16 protein-coding genes are annotated in these 20,557 nt (G+C 64.3%); 5 read left to right on the forward strand and 11 right to left on the reverse strand.

Annotation, left to right across the window (positions count from 1 at the left end; all coding sequences use genetic code 11):
- Positions 1 to 16: 16 nt before the first annotated feature.
- Together NXI30_12620 and NXI30_12625 are read right to left on the reverse strand one after the other, a co-directional pair.
- The gene (locus NXI30_12620) at positions 17 to 643 is read right to left on the reverse strand and encodes a hypothetical protein (GenBank protein MCR9095054.1); all 627 of its coding nucleotides are present in this window, start codon (positions 641 to 643) and stop codon (positions 17 to 19) included.
- Between the two features lie 1,298 nt (positions 644 to 1,941).
- Entirely contained in the window at positions 1,942 to 2,754 is an 813-nt protein-coding gene (locus NXI30_12625; protein MCR9095055.1) for a site-specific integrase, read from the reverse strand.
- A gap of 764 nt (positions 2,755 to 3,518) precedes the next feature.
- Between NXI30_12625 and NXI30_12630 the strand changes: the two genes are divergently transcribed.
- From NXI30_12630 to NXI30_12650, 5 genes are all read left to right on the forward strand, one after another.
- Entirely contained in the window at positions 3,519 to 4,742 is a 1,224-nt protein-coding gene (locus tag NXI30_12630; GenBank protein ID MCR9095056.1) for a hypothetical protein, read from the forward strand.
- 141 nt (positions 4,743 to 4,883) lie between these two features.
- The gene (locus NXI30_12635; protein ID MCR9095057.1) at positions 4,884 to 5,024 is read left to right on the forward strand and encodes a hypothetical protein; all 141 of its coding nucleotides are present in this window, start codon (positions 4,884 to 4,886) and stop codon (positions 5,022 to 5,024) included.
- A gap of 162 nt (positions 5,025 to 5,186) precedes the next feature.
- Positions 5,187 to 6,935, forward strand: coding sequence for a hypothetical protein (locus tag NXI30_12640; GenBank protein ID MCR9095058.1), 1,749 nt, complete (start codon positions 5,187 to 5,189; stop codon positions 6,933 to 6,935).
- Positions 6,935 to 7,762, forward strand: a complete 828-nt coding sequence (locus NXI30_12645; protein ID MCR9095059.1) for an ImmA/IrrE family metallo-endopeptidase — start codon at positions 6,935 to 6,937, stop codon at positions 7,760 to 7,762. The genes NXI30_12640 and NXI30_12645 overlap by 1 nt, the downstream gene beginning before the upstream one ends.
- Positions 7,763 to 7,884: 122 nt before the next feature.
- A complete protein-coding gene (locus NXI30_12650; GenBank protein MCR9095060.1) occupies positions 7,885 to 8,463 on the forward strand; it encodes a nucleoside 2-deoxyribosyltransferase in 579 nt (192 codons plus the stop codon).
- A gap of 15 nt (positions 8,464 to 8,478) precedes the next feature.
- On the opposite strand, the gene NXI30_12655 is transcribed toward NXI30_12650, so the two are convergent.
- From NXI30_12655 to NXI30_12695, 9 genes are all read right to left on the reverse strand, one after another.
- Positions 8,479 to 9,276 (reverse strand): hypothetical protein, encoded by a 798-nt coding sequence (locus tag NXI30_12655; GenBank protein MCR9095061.1) that lies wholly within the window; start codon positions 9,274 to 9,276, stop codon positions 8,479 to 8,481.
- A 635-nt stretch (positions 9,277 to 9,911) separates the two neighbouring features.
- Entirely contained in the window at positions 9,912 to 11,210 is a 1,299-nt protein-coding gene (locus tag NXI30_12660) for a three-Cys-motif partner protein TcmP (GenBank protein ID MCR9095062.1), read from the reverse strand.
- A 2-nt stretch (positions 11,211 to 11,212) separates the two neighbouring features.
- Positions 11,213 to 11,974 (reverse strand): phage Gp37/Gp68 family protein, encoded by a 762-nt coding sequence (locus tag NXI30_12665; protein ID MCR9095063.1) that lies wholly within the window; start codon positions 11,972 to 11,974, stop codon positions 11,213 to 11,215.
- 23 nt (positions 11,975 to 11,997) lie between these two features.
- Positions 11,998 to 12,762 (reverse strand): hypothetical protein, encoded by a 765-nt coding sequence (locus NXI30_12670; GenBank protein ID MCR9095064.1) that lies wholly within the window; start codon positions 12,760 to 12,762, stop codon positions 11,998 to 12,000.
- 1,287 nt (positions 12,763 to 14,049) lie between these two features.
- A complete protein-coding gene (locus NXI30_12675) occupies positions 14,050 to 14,805 on the reverse strand; it encodes a DUF2182 domain-containing protein (protein ID MCR9095065.1) in 756 nt (251 codons plus the stop codon).
- A 2-nt stretch (positions 14,806 to 14,807) separates the two neighbouring features.
- Positions 14,808 to 16,256: a tyrosinase family protein gene (locus tag NXI30_12680; protein ID MCR9095066.1), complete on the reverse strand. Its 1,449-nt coding sequence runs from the start codon at positions 16,254 to 16,256 to the stop codon at positions 14,808 to 14,810.
- Between the two features lie 53 nt (positions 16,257 to 16,309).
- The gene (locus NXI30_12685) at positions 16,310 to 17,701 is read right to left on the reverse strand and encodes a hypothetical protein (GenBank protein ID MCR9095067.1); all 1,392 of its coding nucleotides are present in this window, start codon (positions 17,699 to 17,701) and stop codon (positions 16,310 to 16,312) included.
- A gap of 5 nt (positions 17,702 to 17,706) precedes the next feature.
- Positions 17,707 to 19,137: a CHAT domain-containing protein gene (locus NXI30_12690; GenBank protein MCR9095068.1), complete on the reverse strand. Its 1,431-nt coding sequence runs from the start codon at positions 19,135 to 19,137 to the stop codon at positions 17,707 to 17,709.
- Entirely contained in the window at positions 19,137 to 20,555 is a 1,419-nt protein-coding gene (locus NXI30_12695) for a hypothetical protein (GenBank protein MCR9095069.1), read from the reverse strand. The genes NXI30_12690 and NXI30_12695 overlap by 1 nt, the downstream gene beginning before the upstream one ends.
- Positions 20,556 to 20,557 lie beyond the last annotated feature (2 nt).

The raw sequence follows: 20,557 nt of genomic DNA on the forward strand, positions 1-20,557 counted from the left end.
GCACCGCCGAAGACCGCTAGTCATTACCCCTCCCATTCTCACCCGGAGCTTGCTGGAAGTTCTTGAGTTCGAGACCGGTCGTGTTGGTCCGGAAACGGCCGGACGGAGCGCTTGGCTCCGAGGTCGCCGCGCGCACCCCTGAGAGAAGGGCTAGCCCAACGAGCATAAGTGCGGCCGGAGAAGGCTCGGGAACCCAGGTCACGTCAAGCCGGTCGAACGCGATACCGGCTGAACCGGGAGCGGGATGTTCAAAACCGAACTGGACCCAGGAAATAGAGTCCCAGAGGCGCGTGTCTCCGACGTCGACGACCGAGTTGAAGTCGATCGAGCCAATCGTCGTGATCGATAGATCGCCGCCACGATCAGAGCGAATGTAGACCTCACCGACGGAACCAGTCTCGAGAAGCTCGATATCCACCGAATTCGCGTTGAAGGGGCCTTCATCCCGACGGCCAATCCGCAACCACGAAAACGTTCGACTGGCAGCGGGTGACGTCGTTCGCAAGTAGTACTCAACGTCGCCATCGCCGTCGGGATCTCGACGACTCACACTTGAACCAGAGCCCTGGGCCCTCAGATTCGAGAATCGGTCGTCTTCCGTATACGGCCTGCCTCCCGGGTCGTTGTCGCCGAACTCGAACACGGCAGACTCTCCGCTGTTCGCGGACAGGAGGAACGCAGCGAGTACCCCCGCAAGAACACTGGTTCGACTACCGCTCGACAGACTCGGGCCGACTGCGCAACAGGCACTGGAGACAGGTCTGCCGAGAGCACGAAGCAAAGTCTCAATGAGAATGAGACGCGGATTCAATTCGATTGCCCTCAATCTCAAGTCTCGGCTCGTCACCAGTGATCGCCGCTATTACTCAGAGATCTTTGACAGTTGCTCAACCGTGACTTCTACGCGAGTTCCCGGCTTGGCGGCCCCGCTAGTTGAATGCGAAATCTTCCCGGCGCTCAACGCCTCTCAACCTAACACCGATGCCGTCCGGATCAACGACGCTTAACCGATCGATTCGGTCTGCCTTCCGCACATCGTACCAACGAACTGACAATCAGAAACGACTCGCACGGGCTCACGTGCGGACGCAATCCTCGGAGAAGCGACCGTTCTGTAGCCCGAATTACACTTCATCGAAGTGTCATGAAGCCGCCACGGCCGAATGCAAACTAGGTATGGCTATCGCTTGGGGATCGGGGATTCCCACGGACCGGGGTGTGGCGAAACGTCTCGTCGTTCACTCGAATCCGCATCAGCTGCCCGCACGAGTACCGTCCTTGCTTCACGATTAACACCCAGCTTCGAGAACGAACCCGATCGACAGAGTCCGTGCCCCACGTGGCGGGCAAATCGCGCCATGGGTCTGTACCGGTTGGATCATGCTTAGCGGCCGTGGTTGGCCAGTAACTCACGTCAAGCACGAGGCTTCGAACACCTACGCTTGGTTAAGTCACTTCAGAGGTTTATCTCGCGAAGAAGCTCCGCGCGTAGTCGAGTTCCCATGTGGGCATCTTCTCGCGCCGCGAGTCGCCTTCGTCACACCAAGAAGACGCGAACCACCCGACTGCTTAGAGACCCGCCTGCCGCACTCGCCGCAAGTGGACGAGCTCCAGGACCTAGGGACAAGCAACCGAGCGATCGCTTTGAGAGTTCCAGCCCCAGGAGATCGGAAGATTCCGACGCGATCTCGGCTTGTCGCCATCGGCCACCGGCTCCGATAGGCATCAGCGCTCGCGCAGCACCTCTTGCCGACCCTTGGACTGCGACGTTTACGCGTTGGGTAGGAAGGTGTGCGGGCAGTCGGAAATCACCAGGAGAGCCCTCCGGGTGCCAGCTCATCAGCAATAGGCTGCTCTGGTGAGCATCGTGGCGGCACTCGTCAAAAGTCTCGCGCCGGGCCATCCGGCCCAACGCTCTGAAAGCCTCGGCTGACCGCAGCGTCATCTCGCGCATCTAAGCCGACCTTCCGCGTTCGCGGAGCAACGCCTAGATCTGGGTGGGCCGCAGGCTTCGAACCTGAGGGTCGGGGGTTCGAATCCCTCCCGGCGTGCCATTGAAATCAATGGGTTAGGCGACTCCCCCACCCCATCGATTTCCGGCCGCGCCGTATATCGCCGTCTTGCGCCGCCAAGATCTGCGAAATTCATATCGGACTCATCGCCCTTGACCACGTGGGCGTACACGCGAAGCGTGAGCGCTGGGTCGGAGTGGCCCAGGACCTGCGCCACCCACTTAACGCTCTTGCCGGCATCGAGCGCCATCGTTGCAAAGGTATGGCGGGTACAGTGGAGCTTGAGTGGGCGAACTCCGTGCTCATCCTGGGCTCGGATACGGACGCGATCCCACACGCGCTGATGGTTTCGCGGCGAGAGCTGCGTGCCCGCGCGAGACGAGAAGATCCACTCAGGAATCTCCGCCCAACCGTTGTCGATTCGCTGCTGGCGACGAAAAGCGAGCAGCGAGAAGAACTCGTCCGCCACCACGGGCGACATCGCAACGTGCCGAGACTTGCCGCTCTTGGGAGTGCTCACATGGCCCTTGTCCAAGAGCGACCTTCGAATCGAGATTCTCATCGATTCGAAGTCGACATCGTCCCATTTGAGGCCCAAAAGCTCGCCGCGGCGAAGCCCGGTGTTGAAGAGGATGACAAGCTGGGGCGCAAACTGCGGCTCGTGCTCGCGTGCCGTTGAGATCAGATGCTCCACGTCCGACCGCGACCACACGTCAACCGTGGAAACTTCGGTCGCTGCCACCGTCGCTATCCGACGCATCAGCTCGCCGATGTCGCGGGCCGGGTTTCATAAGCCCGGCAAAGCCGAGCGCGCGAAGCTGCTCAGCTACTTGCGGCTAGATTCAGCGCTGGCCGCAGATCCTCGCGCTCTCGAGATGACCTCGACCTTTCGCATTTTCCTGCGCGTGCGTCGGCCGTCGTACCCTATCCTTCGCATTCGAAGGCGCGTTCGAATGGCGCGTCGCGGGTTGAGAACGAAGACGTACAGCTCGGCGAGCCACCGCAGAATCGCGTGGGCCTCTCGCGCGCGCCGCTCGGCGAGCTCGGTCTGTTTTAGGTCGAGATGAGAGAAGGGATTTCGCATGAGGAGAATCTGCACTCGATTCTCCTCAGAGGCTGCTCAAAGGGCCGCGTCCAACGGTGCGATCCGCCCATCTCGCCACGACTGAATCAGGGAGTAAATCCATGGCTGCACGAGAGAGATGGACCAGCCAAGAGCGATGTCCGCGCTGTGGTGCAGAGAGCGAGGTGCGGTGGTCCGAGGAAGACCATCCTTGGGTAACGTGGGACTGGGGACGGCGTGTCGACGCGATCTCCGAGCCCCTCTACGCGGTTCAGGCCGGCTCAAACTCGAACAAGCTAACCATCTACTGCCGGTGTACGGACGAACCGGTCTGAGCGACACCCTGCGGGGTGCGACGGACCCGATAGTTGGCCCCGCGATCGGGTGGGCTCCACACTTGCAGCACGCGCACAGAATCCCCGCAGCTTGGCCTTGGAGAAGCGATGGAAGAAGGTCGGAGCCCCACGTTCGAACTCTCGCTTCTGCCAGAGAGCGGGGAGCATCACGCACTCTGCAGAGAGTATTGGCGGACTGACGAGTCCGGTGCGTTCGTCCACAAGGTTGCCGACCTTGCGAGCCAGTTCGGCGTTCCGTCTGCGCGAGTGCTCAAGACAGTCACAGCGGCGTCGATTGCGCGCTCGACCGAGTTTGGCTGCGCCGATTGCGGAATCGGTCGAGTCGTGAACAGCCGCGCCAACCTGACCGAGATCCGGCGGGACGGTAGGCATCGCGAGTGGGTATGTGCTGATTGCGCGAACGACCGGCGCAGTGCAGCAGCGGAAAGGGCCGAGCGGGAGGCGGATCGTCGGTACGAGATTCTTGACGCCGCTGCGTACCGGCGCGAACCCAGGCATCTCGATCGGGACGGAGTCACGTTTCGCGAAGCGGTGTTCCTCGTTAGCGCGCTTCGGTCGCTGGCATCGGAGGACTTCTCCTTTCTGTTCCCGTACGACGGACATGGAGGAACCCTCGCGCCAACGGGGCGCCTCGCGCGTGTGATTCTTGACGAGCTCTTTGAGGGACGCATTCTGAGCGTTCATCCAGGCTCATCCGCAGATTCCGTCACGATTGAAGATGAGGCATTCAAGAGCTTCATCCCATTTCGCGTGCATTGGCTACTGCTCCGAGACGAAGACGGTCCATCGGTAGCGAAAGTACTTGAGCAGCTCGAGTCCGCTATCGCCGACCCAGATTGGCAAGACCTTCACTCTTTCGAAGTCGCGGAACTTCAGCGTCTGGTCGCACTGCATGAGTGCCTCCAGTACCTCGAAGTCGTACTCGATGACCACGGTTTCACGTTTAGTCCGGGCGACAGGACCGTGCACGTGATTCAGACCGCGCTGCGAAGCTTCTCTGTCGGGCAGGTCTACAGCTTCATCTGGAGGGCCGCCAAGGATGCGGCGGCGTTCTATCTGCGAGAAGCGAAGTCGCGTAAACATGCGGCGAACGTTGTGCCTGGCGCGATTCAACGCATGGTCGAGCGAGCCCTCGCGCAGGGATGGGAGGTAAACGCCTTCCGCCGAGACTTCCGCGCACCTGAGAGCGTTCTTGGCCAGGTGCTATTCAGCCACGCACTGAAGATTCCCGACATGGGTTTCACGACGATCCCGCCAGGCGAGCCTGAGGCTGATCAGGCGGGAGAGCACGAGACAGGGCCCGACTTCTAGAGCCGCGATTCCTTGGGTTCGTCGCCCAATCTGCGGACTTCCCGATTGCGGCCACGACGCGCTCGAAGTAGTCGCCGTCGTCGCAACAACGATAGACGGACGTCGAGGTCCGCGTGCGGTGCGCCACTGCTCGAGGACTACATGGCGAGCCCCTACCACTGGTGGTATCTGGACGGGTGGTACGACGTCGAGATGCCCCAATGCATCATGGATCCGGACCCGGCGCATCTCTACTGCCAGGCGTCGGAGAACGTGCTCTCGTGGACCGAAACGTCGACTTGAGCAACGGGTCGAGCGCACTCACGCCCCCGGCCATGGATATTGCCGCTTCGCCGCCAATGTCGTCGGCTACTCCTGCCACGCCCCCCACGGGGCCGACCAGCGATTGTCCTATACTCCACTCGCGCTGCTACACCGAAGAACCCTCTAAGGGTGAGAGCTAGAATGCAGGCATGGAAACTCATCAATCCTGACCTTCCGGGCGTGCCCGGCCCTCCTATCCCGCCCGCGTGGGATATCCCGCCGCAACTGCTCCAACCGGCGCGGACGAACACAGACGCCATCCACGGCGACATCGCGACCACGGGCCTCGAACAGCTGATCATCGACAGCCCTGGATTCCAACGGCTCCGCGGTCTTCGTCAATTGGGCACCGCGCATCTCGTCTACCCCGGTGCGACCCACACCCGGTTTCAGCACTCCTTGGGCGCGCTCCACGTGGTCCAGGAACTCTACGAAGAGGCGCTCGATAGTCGCGGGTCCAGGGAGGCTCGAGACGATCTGTTTTTCGAGTGGGCACAGGCGGGCCCCACCTACGCCGCGAATCACATCGCGCGCTCGCTCGTGCTGGCGAGGCTCGGCGCACTGCTGCACGACTACTGCCACGTGCCTTACGGCCACACGATCGAAGACGACGCTGAACTCGCTGTCAGGCACGACGCGAACGGACCGCGTTTCGAGGATCTCTGGGAGCGCCTGGGCCCCAAAGTGCACGCGGCTATCAAGCCGCCGCTATTGAGAGAGCTCCGCCACCTCGTGCTCTCCAAAGAACAGACGGCGGAGGGCGCGGAACCCTTTGGGTCCGAGTACCCATTCGTCGCTGATCTGGTCGGCAACACGATCTCCGCCGACCTAATCGACTACCTGTGGCGCGACTACTACTACACCGGCTTGCCGGCCGGATTCGGTCGCCGGCTCTTTTCGTCGTTCATGGTCACACAGAGCGACAACCCCGACTACCCGAAGCGAGTTGCGCTCCGCATCTACAAGGATGACCGCTACAGGGCCGACGTCACGACTGAGGTGCTCAAGTACCTGCGCTACCGCTACGAGCTCGGCGAGCGTGTGCTCAACCACCACGCCAAGGTCGCTGCCGACTGCATGCTCGAACGCGCGATTTCAATCTGGATCCACGAGACCAGCCCCGAAGCAGTCGAGCAGCAGCTTCGAAAACTCGGTGACGACGCCCTTCTCGACAATCTCTCGGCATCGAAGTTTCCCGCGGTCGCCGAGCTCGCAAGCGGCGTTCGCGAACGGAAGCTCTACAAGTCGAAGTATCGGACCTCTGGCGTCGAGGAGCTGATTCGAGCGGACCAGATCTTCGCCCGGTACCGCACATCGGCGGCGCGGGCCGAGGTCGAGCGCACCGCCGCACGCTACGCCCAAATCCCGGCGCACTACGTTCTCCTCTCGGTTCCCGATCCGGCGATGCGCCTCAAAGCAGCCGGGGTACTCGTACAGGCGAAGGGCAGTGTGGTCCCGCTCAAGAACTGGGACGCGCACCATGGCGCCCACGCGGCCGAGATCCTGCGCTCACATCGCGAGTTGTGGTCAATCCAGCTCTACACCCATCCCGACCTGACCGACCATCAGCGCGAAATCGTCGCGGCGAGTGTGGCCGATATCATGCACATTGAGTGGTTCGGGCCGACCGCCGCCGAGATCGGCTCGCACCGTATCCATCTGGCGGCGCGCGACGCCGCTCTTGAGAACGACCTTACGCTCGAAGACCATCAGCGAATGATCGACACACAGCATCGCGAAGACCTCAACGTAGCGACGCACGAAGATCTCAAGAGATCGATGGTCGACGCGTTGTCGGAACACGCGCCGATGTCCGAGCAAGACGATGATCTACCGGACTCCGACGACGGGGATGATGAGGACGACCCGGGACAGGGTTCGATGTTCTAGTGGACACCACCGCCTGGTACCACGATTTCGTCGCGCCCGAGCCCGACCCGGCAATTGCAAGACGCCTCGCCCAAGCTGTGCGCGGGAGCGCGCCCGAGACGGAGCGGATCCGGATCTCGGAAGTCGCCGAGCACCTTGGCTGCCGGCTCGTGCCGCTCCGGGGCGAATTCCGCGAGGAGGCGACGCTTCTCGTCACTAGCCAAAGCGAAGGCGCGCAGCTCCAAGTCCGCTACGGCCAGATTCTCGGCAAGGGCGGAATGCACCGCCTCCGCTTCTCGATCGCACACGAGCTCGGTCACACGTTCTTCTTCAAGCGAACGCCGCACGGTGCGAAGCGCGTCCGCGCCCGAAGTCGAGCTGAGGAGCGATTCTGTGATGAGTTCGCCGGAGAACTTCTCTGCCCCAAGAGCGCGATCCCGCCGCAATTCGGCCCCAATGACTGCTGGAGACTCTCGGACCATTTCGGTGTCACCCCGAGCGCCGTCGCGAACCAAGCGATTCGGGCGGGGCGATTCCCGTGGCACGGCATTGTGGGCGTCGCGTATCGGGGCAAGCCCCAAAGCGAAGACAAGATCGCGCCCCGCGTCGTCTGGGCGATGGCCCCGCGCGGTACCTACCTTCCACGCCACTACCGATTCCGTGACGGCCCTGTGGTTGAAGCCCTAGAGACCGCAAATCCAGTCGAGGGCAAGTACGCGCTCAAACGAAGCTTCGGCAGCTTCGAGACGGGCGAGTACCTCGTCGCCGCATCCCCGGGGCCGGGCCGGACCGTGATCGCGGCCTTCCGTGCCCTTGCGGAACCACAAGAGCGTGCAGCCCCTCGATAGTCCATCATCGGCTCCGTGCATCGACGTGCCGCCTCACGGCGCCAGTCATCCGTGGCGAGACGGCTAATTTTCGCTACACTTTCGCCTTTCGCGCTATCCATCGAAACCCAGGGGAACGAGCTATGGCACACCCGCAGGTCTATCTAGCCGGACCTGATGTCTTTGAACGCGATCCCCAAGCCGCCGCGGAGCGATTGAAGCGGCTCTGCGCGGATCAGGGCCTCGAGGGCCTCTTCCCTCTCGATGCAGGCGTTGAGCCGGATCCCGATCTCTCGCTCTTCGCTGCGAGGATTAGCGAGGCGAACGAGAACCTTATCCGCCGTTGCGATGGCGTGCTCGCCAATCTCTCGCCCTTCCGGGGGCCAAGTGCGGATCCGGGCACCGTGTACGAAGTCGGTTTCGCTCGCGCGCTCGGCAAGCCAGTCGTTGGCTATACGGAAGCGACCGCCCTCTATGCGGAGCGCTCTCTTCGCTGGATCGAGCGCATCGACGGCAAGATCCGCCGGCGGCCGTCGGGCAGTGTCGAGGACGCCCAAGGCTACGAAGTCGAGAACTTCGGGTGCGTCGAGAACCTAATGATTGATTGCGGAATCGCTGCCAGCGGCGGGATGATAATCCGGCCGAAGGACGGCGCAGAGCCCGGCGCGATTCCGGTCGAGCTTGCCATCGAGACCCTCGCCCGAATTCTGAGGCGTGCCTAGTTAGGCTCGTCCCACTCAGGCGATTCCGAAGAACCGCCGCCAGCGCCCGGTGCTGCGTTCGATCGCGATCGCAAGCGCTTTGTCGATAGCCTCATCGTCCGCATCGGCCCAGGTTTCTCCAGCCGCAATGCCGGTTTCCGCCTCTCCGTGAATGGCGTCCATGTGCAGGTGGAACGTGTCGTCCTTCTCCCAGTACTTCGTACGGGAGAGCATCTCCCACACGTCCTGGTAGGAAACGGTCTTACCGTCACCGACGTCGTGCGCGACACCAGCGAAATAGTCGCGGCGCCGCTGGCAGAGCCAGAGCCGGTAAGGCTCATCCTTGAGGACCCCTTGCTGCCAGAGAAACATCTCGGCCCAATGGAGATCGAGCAACCCACGAAAGTGCGACTCCATCTGCGCCTTGCGCATTGCGGGATCCGCGGCCGCATTCTCAGCCGCCACCCGGTCCTTGAAGACCGCAAGATAGGAATCAAGGCACTTTAGCGTCGTATCGCGAGCGCTCTGCATCCAATGGAGACGCAGCACGCCGCCGGCGACGAGGGTGCCGATGGCCACAAGAGCTAGATCTAGAAGTCGGACCGTCGAAAAGAGCGAATCCTCGGTCGGCTCCTTCGGCTGTTGATGTCCATGCGCCCGCTGTTGAGCCTTGAGCGCCCGGATCTCGGTCGCCATCTCGTCCAAGCGCTGCGTGACGTTCCGTCCGTACGGCTCGTCTCTAAGCGCGCGCGACATCGCCTTGATCGTGTCCGGCCCAACAATTCCATTCACGACGAGCTGATGGCCGCGGAGGTTCAGTCGCGTCTGCAGCAAGCAGACTTCCGACGCTGGACAGCCGCCCGATGAGACCGACTCGGATGCCGCAATCGTCGGTGTTGCCAGTCCGAGTCCCAGAGCCGCCGCCGCGACACCTTTTTTGAATCGCATATCGTCACTCCGCGTTCTTGTGTTGACGAACCTCCTAAACAACCTAGAACCAAAAAGTCGCTACGGCACCCTGACGTGCGTGACGTGCCCCCCCTCTCTTGGTCATCTTGGCCATCAGTCCCTCGACAGGTCGAGTCCACGAATCGATTCCGCAAGCAATCACCAGCACTTGACGCCACCACAATTCTCGTATCTGCAAGCGGCTCAACTCGACACCATGAATTGTTGTCCCGCCATCGCCGGCGGCTAGATCTGGGCCGCAGTAGCCGCTTTTCTCCGAGCTCCCGATTGAAGCAGGGAGCCGCGAGTGGCCGATCAAGCGCAACAACGGATACGTAGACGTTAGTCCCTCGCTACGCTTCCAGAGCGTCCACGAAGCGGTGCCTCACCTACTCTTGCCGCGGCGACGATGCGCTCGACCTCGCCCCGCTCGGAATCGCCATCGAGTAGCTATCCCTTTCCCGCGCGCATGCCGCCGAAGGCACCATCGTTTCGGCTCTCAAATACTTGCCCCTGCGCGGTCAGCTCTTGCGGGAACCGCCAGGAAATGAGAATACCCGCTGTGAGGGAAGCGCAATCGCATCGGTGCTCTTGATTCTTGCAGCGGAACGGCGAAAGCCACTATCGGAACTTCGAGCCTCGACAAGGCGCTCCGACATCAGCGCGTCTAGGACTTCCCGGATCATCGCATCCGACGCCGGAGTCTCGTTCGTAACCGACTCAAACAGGGACGTGTATGCCACGCCTTCGCTTGTAAGGCGGTTCGGCAATTCGGCCACGAGCTGACCAATGCTGCGCTTCCTAGCCGGAATATCGAAATCGTATCCGAGCTGAATCTGCCCCACGAGGTCGTCGTCACGAGTCGGGTCGTATCCAAGCATATCGAGCCCTGCAGCCCCGTAGTGCCGGAAATGGTTCGCGAACTCCCAGTGCAACGCCTTCATCTCCATGTTCGCCCGCTGGCTTTGGCAGAGATGCACCAGCCAATAGGCTCGGTGACTAGTCTCGGAGACATTGAAAAATGGGGTCATATACGCCGCCCCCGACCCCTTGCGAAGCGCTCCCGCCAGCTGGTGCTGGATAAGCCAGCGCCATCCATGTTCTTGCGAACGCTCTTCAAGCGCGCCTTCTAGATCTACTAGGCCCGATAGACCAACCTCATCGAACACACGTTTGTGGCTCTCAAGATTCTTCTCGCTCAGGTACTGCGTCAACGAATCCACGGCGAACGTGACCAGAAGCTCAGCGTTCGGCAAGCGACCGAGAATCTTCTGAAGAAGCGGAACAGGGACATCCTTGTAGCCGTATTGGTCCAGCAGAAACAGCGAGCGACCCGCTCGGCTCGAGCCTTCGGCTCGGGAGATGATACGTTCCGCATGAGATTCGAACGCACCCGCAAGAACGTGGACGTCCTCCCCGACCCGGTCAGCGAAACGCGACTCGGCGAGTACTTTCTTCAGACACTCGACGTTCCCCTTGTTGATGTCGACGAAGAAAAACTCCGCCTTCACCCTAAGCAGTGTCCGCTGGCCCTGAGCCATTCGGCGTTCGTTGACGACACGCTCGGCACGCTCGACAGCGTCGAGCATGATCAGCGGAGACCCTGGGTGCAGAGCCTGCTCGTCGTTGTTCCAGTAGAGGCCGCCGCCAGCGAAACCATCGACAAGCGTTAGGTGAATCGACTCACGCTGCGGAAGCGCACACAAGACCTCGATGTATCGCTCAACGTAGCGATCGAGAATCGCGTGCTTGGCTCTACTGTGCGCCTCGATAGGAGGCGGTCTGCCACCCTGTTCCCACTGATACGGGCGTCTCGGCATCTCTAGGGCCCTGCCCTCGCTGGGTCGAATGCCCAGACAGGTAGACCGTCTGCGGCCTTCCCACGGATCTCTCGACCATTGGCCTTCTTGCTTCGGCGCACACCATCGGGACCGAACGCGCCCCACTGCTTGAAGAAGAACGGCACCGATTGACGCTCGCATTCGCTGCGGACCGAATCCACCCATTCGGGCTTCATCGGCCGCGCTCTGGGCCCCGATTCACCCCCGACGATCACCCAGTGAATCCCCGCAAGGTCGAGCTCCCCAAGTTCTTCGAGGAGGGGCTCCACTGACAGGAATCGGCACCGTGCTGAAACCTCACGAAGATGACCGATTCTGGGGATGCCGTAGCGTTGGTCCTCCACAGAAACCCCAAGCCAGGCGTTCGGCGGCACCTTGCGGCTCCGGAAATAGCGCTCCATCCGTCCGGAACGCTTCGTCAGCACCTGAAAAGTATGGTGCGCGCAGTCGGCGATTACGCCGAACACGTCATCAAGAAACGCGTCGGAAACGCCCTGGTGAAACAAGTCACTCATCGAATTGACGAAATAGACTGTCGGCTTCCGCCTACGCGTCGGCTCGGAGAGCCTCTCGCGAACGGTATTGAGACGAAATCCCTGCTTGTAGGCCGGCGAGCCCATGGCCTTAAGCCGCCCCGCCATCGTCTCCGCGTAGCAGTGCTTGCACCCGGGAGACACCTTGGTGCAGCCGACTGTCGGATTCCACGTCAGCTCAGTCCACTCAATGCGGCTACGAGTTGACATCGCTGTACTCCGAGATCGATGCGCTAGAGGCCATGGCGAATCTCATGGCCGACTCCGAGGTCGCCAATCTGCTCGAAATCGATGACGAGCGCTTCGATGCGGTCTAGGTCCGTCCCCGACAGCAAGCTCTCGACGGTGTCCTCTGCGTGGAGCAGCTTATGCCGAACACGCAAGAATGTGCGAACCAACCGCACTTCATCGTCGCCGAGCACGTCACGCAGAAAGCTCAACAGGTGCTCAACCCGACGAGGCGCAACGAGCACATGGTCCGACGCAGCATATCTGAGTGCTGACACAAGCCGGTTCGCCAAAGTTGCTACGCGACCGATCACTTCGAGGTCAGCGAGCCGAGATGGCGGAACTTGGACTCCGAACAATCGCTCGAGTACTAAGGCCGCATGGCCGAGATAAAGCTCAAGATTCGCCCTCCGAACTGTCATCCCTATACCCTGGTGGTAGAGCTCGTTGCGAAGCTGGTGCAGCCACTGAATCGCGCCAAGGTCAAGGTCCTCGCAAACCTCGGGTGCGATCTCCTCGAGCGCATCAAGCAGAGCAGGAAAGCTGCTGCCGGCCTCGGCCAGCCGCTTTCTTGAGGCTCGGTGCCCGGAGATCCTTGCCGGCAAGAGGAGATACGTGCGCAGCGCCTGCTCGACGCAATTGTCGACGAGCAGGTACGCGATTCGAGCGCTCCTCTCCGTGTGACCAGCGGCCAAGACATCCAAAGCCTGGGCCAAGAGCTCGGCCGGCCCTTGGGCCCAGACAGCATCAAACGGTGCATTTTCGTTCATCTGACGCCCCTCGAGTCCATTGGCGAAAGTACACCGAAAACAGGCAACTTCCCATTCTATATCGCGTACCCCTTCGGGAACCCACAAGAGAGGCCGCGCTCGCGATACGGCCCCTCCTCTTCTACGGACGCCGAGAATCGCTCCCAAGCTCAGCGACGAAGTCCGCGACATGAGCTGGTCCATGGTCGACGAGCCGGCCCCAGACCCGGTGATTCCCTCGTGCGAAAAGCTCCCTATTGGCAGCTGACACAAAGACCGTTCCCTACGAGGACGCGTGGGAGATGGTCTCCCGTACGAAGTACTGGGAGTGACGTGCCCCCCGTATTTGGGACCAGGCGCGCTGCCAGTCCTCCAGGAGATTGGGTCTGCGAGTCGACGCCATGGTCCGAGCTGCGGGCCCAACGTCAGCGAGATTCTTGCCGGCGTATACGGTGGAAACACGCGCCGTCTATCGCCGTCAATCCGATTCCGCGCCGTCAAACCGCCTGCCCTATTCCGCTCTATGCCGGCGTATGCCAAGCACTTTCACGTAACCCCCTGTTTCTTCGAGCCCTTGCTCAATGCTTCGAACCTGAGGGTCGGGGGTCCAAATTTCGTCGCGAAGCCCGAGCCACGAGCGGCTGCGGGAGCCTCACGTGCCAGTAGCGGTGGACGTCCTCGTCAGCCTGCACGATGGGGCGGAATCTCGGCACGCCGATCAACGATCGCTGGCACGGCTCACCCATCGGCGAGATTCACCCGAGAGTGCGGAGGACGAGCAGCTCATCCCAGATGAGCTTCTTGGGGCGCACAAGCGACACGTGCCACTTCACGTGCGGCAGGATTGTTTGGCTCATATTCGAGCAAAGCCCAGCAAGTGCCACGGGAGCTCGGCCCACGACGGATGGTCCGCTGATCGTCGACACGGGGCAACGGTCTCATCTCTTTGAGGCAGACGTAGACGCAGCGGAATCAAGTCGAGTGACAGGATGCGTCGATCCAAAATGCTTGTGGCGCTTCCTGACGGAGTGAAGGTACCTGCCACGATCACGGTGTTCCTGCTTGGACGACCGTGCGTGGCGGAGCATCAGCGGGGCGAAGCAGGGCCCAGGAACGCGGCCTGTCCCCCCACGCCCGTGGTGGACGTCGCAGGGAGCTATCGGACCTGGTGCCGAACACGGAGCCAGGAATCCCGATCCACTGGTCCGAAACGGCCCCCCGCGCAGCCCACGGCGAACAGACAAGAAACGAAGAGCGAAGCGAGGATGGACGAGCGCAAGGCCGTGGCTTCCGGTGATGGCCCCCCGTTCAGCCGGCGGACCGAGCGAACTTCGGTGAGCCGAAGATCGACTCGAGGCCCGGCGGGATGCGCCATGCAGGGGGAGAGAGCGGTGCGATCCGCTCGGCGAACAAGTAGACGGTCGCGACCAGCATCGACGCGACGTGCGGTGCCTCGACGACCATCGGGACGAGCATCCATGGCCAGCATGCGATGATGCAGCCGCTCGCGGTGGCGCGTCCCTGGCGCAAGCCGTCGGACCACGCGGTTCCTGGAAGGCCACCGATCCGCACCGTCCGATGGCAGCGGTTCCGGGCGCGCTGCGCCCAGGGAGAGGCACTCCAGGTTGCCGCGAGTGCGAGCGCGAAGAGGCCGCCTGCGACGCCGGGCAGCACGATCGACCAGGCGACGACGAGCGGGACGAAAAGGATCGCCGACAGCAGCCAGAGCCCCCCGTAGGCCCACAGGAAGCCCGCGGTCGCGGCGCCCCTCGCCCTCGGATGGCTCGCGTTGCGCACGTACGCGATCGGCATCGAGACGAGCGGCGTCATCATGGCGACCACCATCACGGCCCAGTCTGCAGCGACCCGGGCTGGTGCCCACAGGTGGCTCCAGGCCTCGAGGGCACCGGGGAGCCCGGCCTCCCGCGCGCGGTTGCAGAGCATCCCCAGCCCGCCGTGGTGGGGCAGGACGGCCATGACGACGAAAGCCCCGCCGCTCGCAGCGAGCAGCCAGGGCATCGGCCCCCGTCCGAGCTGCCGGGCGAACGCCTGGAACCTGCGCATGCTCAGCCTCGACGACGCCGGTAGAGGCTGACCCGGTCCACCGTGATCGGCCGGATCGCAGCCTCCTCGGGCTGCGAGATCTCGACCGAGAGCGTTCCCGGCGAATCGCCTGCAGCGCTCTCCAGTGCCTGCACCTTCTCGGTGACGTCGATCGTCGCGGAGAGCCCGTTTCCCGCGTGCGCCCCGTCGGTATTCGACGCTTCCCGGAGTCCGAAGAAGACCAGGGTCTCGGTCACCGTTTCACCCGTGCCGGGCGCCGCAATGGAGACGTTCAGGACGCCGCTCGCGGCCTCTCCGCGCACCCCTTCCACATTGAGGAAGACGCGCTCTTCGCCGGCCGCAGCGACGCGCGGCCCCGGGGCCGCGGCGAATGTGACCTCGGTCCGGACCGGCCCACGCTCGATCGTGACCGCAGCGTCGTTCGCTGCGATGAGAGACGTCGAAGTCGAGCCCGGTCGTGTCACGGCCGCCACTCCGGGGCCCGGCGGGGCGATGCCGGTCCCGCTCGTCAGAGAGTCGTAGGTCGGTTCGAGCCGGCCACCCGGGAGCGTATCCTCCGGGACGAACACCTCAAGGCTCTCGTCGGGTCGGGGCATCTCGAACTGGCGTGGGAAGGGACCGTTTCGCCAGGGCTGACTCCGCTCCTGGTCGTTCTGTGGATCGTCCATCCAGGCCGCCCAGAGGCGGTCGATGTTGCAGTGGTGGACCCAGAAGATGGGGTCGAGGGCAGCGAACGAGGGATCGGACATCCAGCCATCGGGCCCGGTAGTTCGTCCGCCGCCGACCATGACGTGCACGAAGTTGTGGGGGTTGCTCTCGATCGCCCCATAGGCGTTGCCCTGCTGGTCGAAGCCGCTGATCGGACCTCCGTATCCGAGGGATCCGGGGTCCGACGTGTACGTGTCTTCGGTCTGGGCTGCGAGGTCGATGTCGCTGGCGATCCAGGTCTGCGGCCCAAGCGACGCCGCGGGGCCGCGCAGCGCGTCGGCGAGCGGGTTCGGATCTCCCGCGGTGGTCGCGGGATGACTCGGAAGTGTGGGGTCCCGGAACTCCTGAGGGATGTCCCGAGCCGCGGAGTTCGACGCATCCAGGTAGTTCCAGTACGGCAGGGCCCAATCGGCCGGACCGCCCTGGCTCGCGATCCAGTCCGCGAGGATACTCTCGAAGGCCGCCAGGTAGCCGCGATGCCACGGCAGGAAGAACCAGCCGGCGTGCTGGCATTGGTTGAACAGGCGGCCCCGCTCCACGCGACCCGGCGCCGGCGTCGTGCTCGAAATGAGCCCCTGGTCGAGCCAGCCTTGGCCGTTGATTCCGTGGATCGCGGCGAGGTAGAGCCAGCTCGTCCGCGTCGCCAGCGCCCTCGAGCGGAGCTCTCCGACGGCCAGCGCGTACCAGACGAGCTCGTCGGACCAGGTGCCGAGTCTCGCGATGTCCTTTCGCGTCCCTGCCATGAGTTTCCTCCTCGTGTGTCGTGTGTCGAGTCCGTTGCGCGTTGCGGGCGGGGCTACGGGGCCACCGAGACAGGTGCCACGGTCGGGTCGCCCAGGATCACCAGGCTCTGCCGGTCGAGCGCCGTCAGCTGGAGACGCAGCGCGCGGGGTCGCGTGTTCGGGTCGCCGAGCGGCGAGTGGTCGCGGAGCTGGGCGAGCTGCCCGAAGAGGTCGCCCGCCGCCCGATGGCAAACGTCGAAGGCCATGCCGATGGTCTCGGGTCGCGCCTGGTAGAGGCCCTCGTAGAGCGCGCGCACGGTGCCGTCGGTCATCAGCTGCTTGGACTCGGGCTGCTGCAGCGTCCAGTCGAACGTCGGCTCGACATGGCCGACGAAGGAGCGCAGGGGCTTCTCTGCACCCAGGAGTCGCTCCGGGAGCGGTGCCACCTGGGCGCCCAGCGCCGCGACCCCGTCCACCACGCGGAGAGCGGCGGAACCCTGTGGCAGCAGGCCGTGATAGATCGTGCCCGTATCGCCTCCCGCCGAGCAGCACGCGTGCGCGTACCAGATCGCGCCGTCCGGCTGCCACGCGTCCAGCAGGGCATCGACCTGCAGCACGTGGTGGCCGTCGTCCACGGGCACGCCGAGCTGCGCGCGCATCGCGTCCGGGTCGTGGGTCGGGCCCGTCATGCCGTGGCTGGTGGTCACGACCAGCCCGGGGCGCTCCTGCGCGAGTGCCTCGATGAGCGCCGGGCCCGTCGCCGCCTGGTCGAAGAGCGTCGTCGTCTGCTGGACGTCGGAGTCGTGGTGAAGGCGCTCCGCCGTCTTCTCCGCGATCGAGACGCGCATCAGGTGCGAGATCGCGTCCTGGTCCGTTGCCCAGACGACCGGGTGCGTCGGCCTCGACTCCGCGCCCGCCCATCCATCGATCAGGGCATCCACGTAGCGATCGAGTCCCTCCATCGACGGCCGTAGCCGTCCAACGTAGAAGCCCTGGTTCAGCACGTACTGCATGGCCCACGGGACGTCGCTCGGGTCTGCGCAGATCAGCAGGTAGAGCGGCAGCCGACCCGGGCCGGTACCGCGCTTCGTTCCGGTCAGCGGAATGTCGGCGTGTCCGCCGTCGGCGCGGTAGCGACGCAGCGCCTCGGGAGCCAAGTCGGGCGCGTAGCGAAGAACGGGCGACCCCGGGCGGGAGAGCAGGAGCTTCTGGATCGGCTCCGGCGCGTCCGCCGCCGTGGCCTGCTCCGCTGGGGTCAGCGCGGGGTTCTCGGGAAGCAGGAGCCCCCATCCCACCCGCTCGTCTCGGAAGTCGCGCAGGTCGGGCGGGGACTCGGCGGCGAGCATCAGGCGCTGGCGGCCACGTTCGTGGAGGGCCCAGTTCCTACCCCCCTCGGCGAGCGCGTCCGCGCTCGCGACCTCGTCACCGGTCCACGCATTGATCGAGAGGCTCTCGGGAAGCGTCAAGGGGATCAGCCCACCCCGGCCCGGTGCTCGGTCGCGGGCTCGGGTTGCGTCGGCGGGTGGAGCTCCGGAGCCGAGGCATGGGGGAAGTTGCCGTTCCGGTCGGGCACCAGCTCCGGCGGATAGCCATCGAGCAGATCCAGGAGCGCGTCGCGCATGTCTTCCGGCGCATCGACCTGCATGACCCGGAGTTGCCCGGCGACGAGGTCCGCCTTCCGTTGCATGAGTGCGAACGTCTCCGGGTCCATCCGGTGAGACGCGTCCTCGAGGGTCAAGACGAAGGCATCGGGACGCACGTAGAGCAGGGGCAGCGCCCACTCGCGGTTGTTCTCGGCGTCGCCCTGGTAGCGCTGGCACAGGCTGCGGCGGGGCGCGTGGAGCGCCGCCGCCCACTCGATCTCGAGGGACTGCCCGAAGGCGAGGCCCGACAGCCCGTCGTCGAGCAGGCCGAACAATGCCTGGTAGAAGTCGGCAGCGAAGCTGCTGGCGTCCGACGCGTTGACGGGCTCCAACATGCCGATCGCCGCCGGGACGCCCCGCTCGGAGACGAGGAGGTGCGCGAGGGAGTGTCCGTTCGCCGGGGCCTGGCCGCTCTTGCAGCAGCTCAGCGTGACGAGCCAGACGCCATCCAGGCCGGGCATGGAGGCGAGGTCGCTTCCGGTCAGCTGGATGGAGGAGCCACTCGCGCCCGTCGCGATGTCCAACGGGGTCGCGATGTGCAGCTCCGTCATTCCGGCACTCGTCCTGCCGTGACACGAGAGGTGGAGGATGTTGGCCCTGGCGTCGGCCAACGCACGCTCGAGCTCGGCCAGGTTCGGGGGGACCTCGTCCGCCTGGATCCACGCCTCGAGCCCGTCGGCATCGATCTCGCCGCGAATCGTCGCAAGCGTCGCTTCGCTTGCGACGAAGAGCTGCATCTCCAGCTCGAGGCCGGCGTCGTGGGCTCGTACCGCGGTCTGCTTGAGCGCAAGCCATTCCGACAGACCGGAATCCTCCCGCACGCCCAGCACGGCGACGAGCCGTAGCGGCAGGCTGAACTCCGCGGTGTTGGCCGAGAGCGGTCGCGTCGAGTCCGCCATCCGGCCGATGGGCGACACCCGCTCAAGGGAAACGAACTTCCCAGCGTCGCTGCAAAGGGTCTCCCACGAGAGCAGCTCGGAATCGGAGACGCCCGCGATCCGGAAGAAGATCGGGCTGATCTCGCCCGGGGGTGCGGCCAGCGCGTTCTGGAGCGCCGCCGCGACGGCCTGATCCTGTCGAAGCTGGGCCCAGAGCCGCTGTCCGTGTTGCCGAACGGATTGCGGCACCGACCAGTCCGGGGGGTCGCAGTCGAGCGGCTGCAGAATCGCCTCGTGCCCGTTGGCCTGACCCTTGTCGAGACGGAAGAGCGCCGCGTCCTGGTACGACGCATGGAGACTGATGACCGTCCGGTCGCCCATCAGGAACGCTCCCGTCGTGAGAAGTCCGCCACGATGCTCTGGATCTTGCCGAGGGTGTCCGTCAGCTCCTCGACGTCCGAGCTGGCTCGCGGGAGGCTGCCGCTGCGAATCTGCTCCGTGAGGCGTCCGATCTCCAGCGACTGCTTCTGCATGTAGCGTTCGCTCGCCGAGAGCCAGGTGGGCACACTCTCCTCGGTGAGGCGGATGTCCTCGAGGAGGCTCTTGAAGTCGGACGTGAGGATCGCCTGCGCGGTCTGCTCCTCCTCCGTGGTCGTCTGGCCCAGGAGCTCGGGGTGGCAGTAGAGGAAGAGGGCCGGCGATCGGGGTGGCGGCGACGGGGCTGGGCCCTCGGCGGAGCCGAACAGGAATCGCTCGGCTTCGCGGAGTGCGAGACAGCTCGGGTCGAGCCGGAGCTCGTGGTGGAGCACCGGGCCCGGTCGCAGCTCCGCGAGCTCGTACGCCAATGCGCGCAGCCCCATCTCCGAGTGACTCGGATCGGGGGAGGAGAACACCGTCCCCCAGGCGCCGATCCGTTCGCAGAAGCTGTTGAGCTCCGGCGCGCCGACGAAGCGTGCCATGCGGAGGTCTTCGTTCTGGCGGGGCGACTCGGATAGCGCGAGTGCGCCCTGCCCGCGTGCCGCGTACCCGTGCGCGAGGAAGTGCACGACGTCGATCGAACGTCCGGAGAGAGCGTCCTGCATCCAGAGGAGCCAGGGATTCACGATCCTGTCGTCGCTGCGGATTGTCAGGTCCCGCTCGGGCGCGCCGTAGTCGCCGGCGCCGGAGGGCTCGTGCAGGCGGACCGGTCCGTCGGGACCGACGCGGTCCTGGAGACGGCGTTGCAGCTCGTCGAGGAAGACCGGCTCCACGAAGACGTGGACGCGGACCCGCTCCCGGACGTGCCCGTCGGTCAGGATGTCGACCAGGCTCTCGAGCGTCTCCACGAGGTGGAAGTCCTCCTTGGCGATGGGGCTGCTGCTGCAGATCGCCACCTCGAGCCTGCCGGGTGCACCGTGGCTCGAGTCGACGAGGAAGTCCGGCAGCCGCAGCAGCGGATGCGGGAGTCGCTCGCGGAGGAGACGCTCCCAGGGCACCATCGAGAGGTATCCGCAGGGCTTCACCAGGTGGATCCAGACCGGGTCGTCCGCCCCATGGTCGTGCTCCAGCGCGGCCCCGATCGCGTCGAGGACGGAGTCGGGAAGTTCAAACGGGATGCCCTGGCGGAGTGTGGCTCGCCGCTCGAGCCGCTCGGGCACGCCGATCTCCTCGATCGGGACGCGCTGCTGCGGCATCAGGGGCTCCGCGTGTCCCTCGCCTCCCCCCTCCAGGTCGAAGAGCACCCAGGTCTCCGATCCCGACAAGTCGAGGGCGATTCGAAGGACGACGAGCCCGAATCGCTGCTTCAGGATGATCGCCATCG

This window comes from bacterium (assembly GCA_024742285.1).
Lineage (GTDB): Bacteria > Myxococcota_A > UBA9160 > UBA9160 > UBA4427 > UBA4427.

Coding starts and splice junctions, on each gene's coding strand:
- NXI30_12630 (MCR9095056.1), top strand. CDS start 3,519: ATGGAAGAAGGTCGGAGCCCCACGTTCGAACTCTCGCTTCTGCCAGAG.
- NXI30_12635 (MCR9095057.1), top strand. CDS start 4,884: ATGGCGAGCCCCTACCACTGGTGGTATCTGGACGGGTGGTACGACGTC.
- NXI30_12640 (MCR9095058.1), top strand. CDS start 5,187: ATGCAGGCATGGAAACTCATCAATCCTGACCTTCCGGGCGTGCCCGGC.
- NXI30_12650 (MCR9095060.1), top strand. CDS start 7,885: ATGGCACACCCGCAGGTCTATCTAGCCGGACCTGATGTCTTTGAACGC.
- NXI30_12660 (MCR9095062.1), bottom strand. CDS start 11,210: ATGCCGAGACGCCCGTATCAGTGGGAACAGGGTGGCAGACCGCCTCCT.
- NXI30_12665 (MCR9095063.1), bottom strand. CDS start 11,974: ATGTCAACTCGTAGCCGCATTGAGTGGACTGAGCTGACGTGGAATCCG.
- NXI30_12670 (MCR9095064.1), bottom strand. CDS start 12,762: ATGAACGAAAATGCACCGTTTGATGCTGTCTGGGCCCAAGGGCCGGCC.
- NXI30_12675 (MCR9095065.1), bottom strand. CDS start 14,805: ATGCGCAGGTTCCAGGCGTTCGCCCGGCAGCTCGGACGGGGGCCGATG.
- NXI30_12680 (MCR9095066.1), bottom strand. CDS start 16,256: ATGGCAGGGACGCGAAAGGACATCGCGAGACTCGGCACCTGGTCCGAC.
- NXI30_12690 (MCR9095068.1), bottom strand. CDS start 19,137: ATGGGCGACCGGACGGTCATCAGTCTCCATGCGTCGTACCAGGACGCG.
- NXI30_12695 (MCR9095069.1), bottom strand. CDS start 20,555: ATGGCGATCATCCTGAAGCAGCGATTCGGGCTCGTCGTCCTTCGAATC.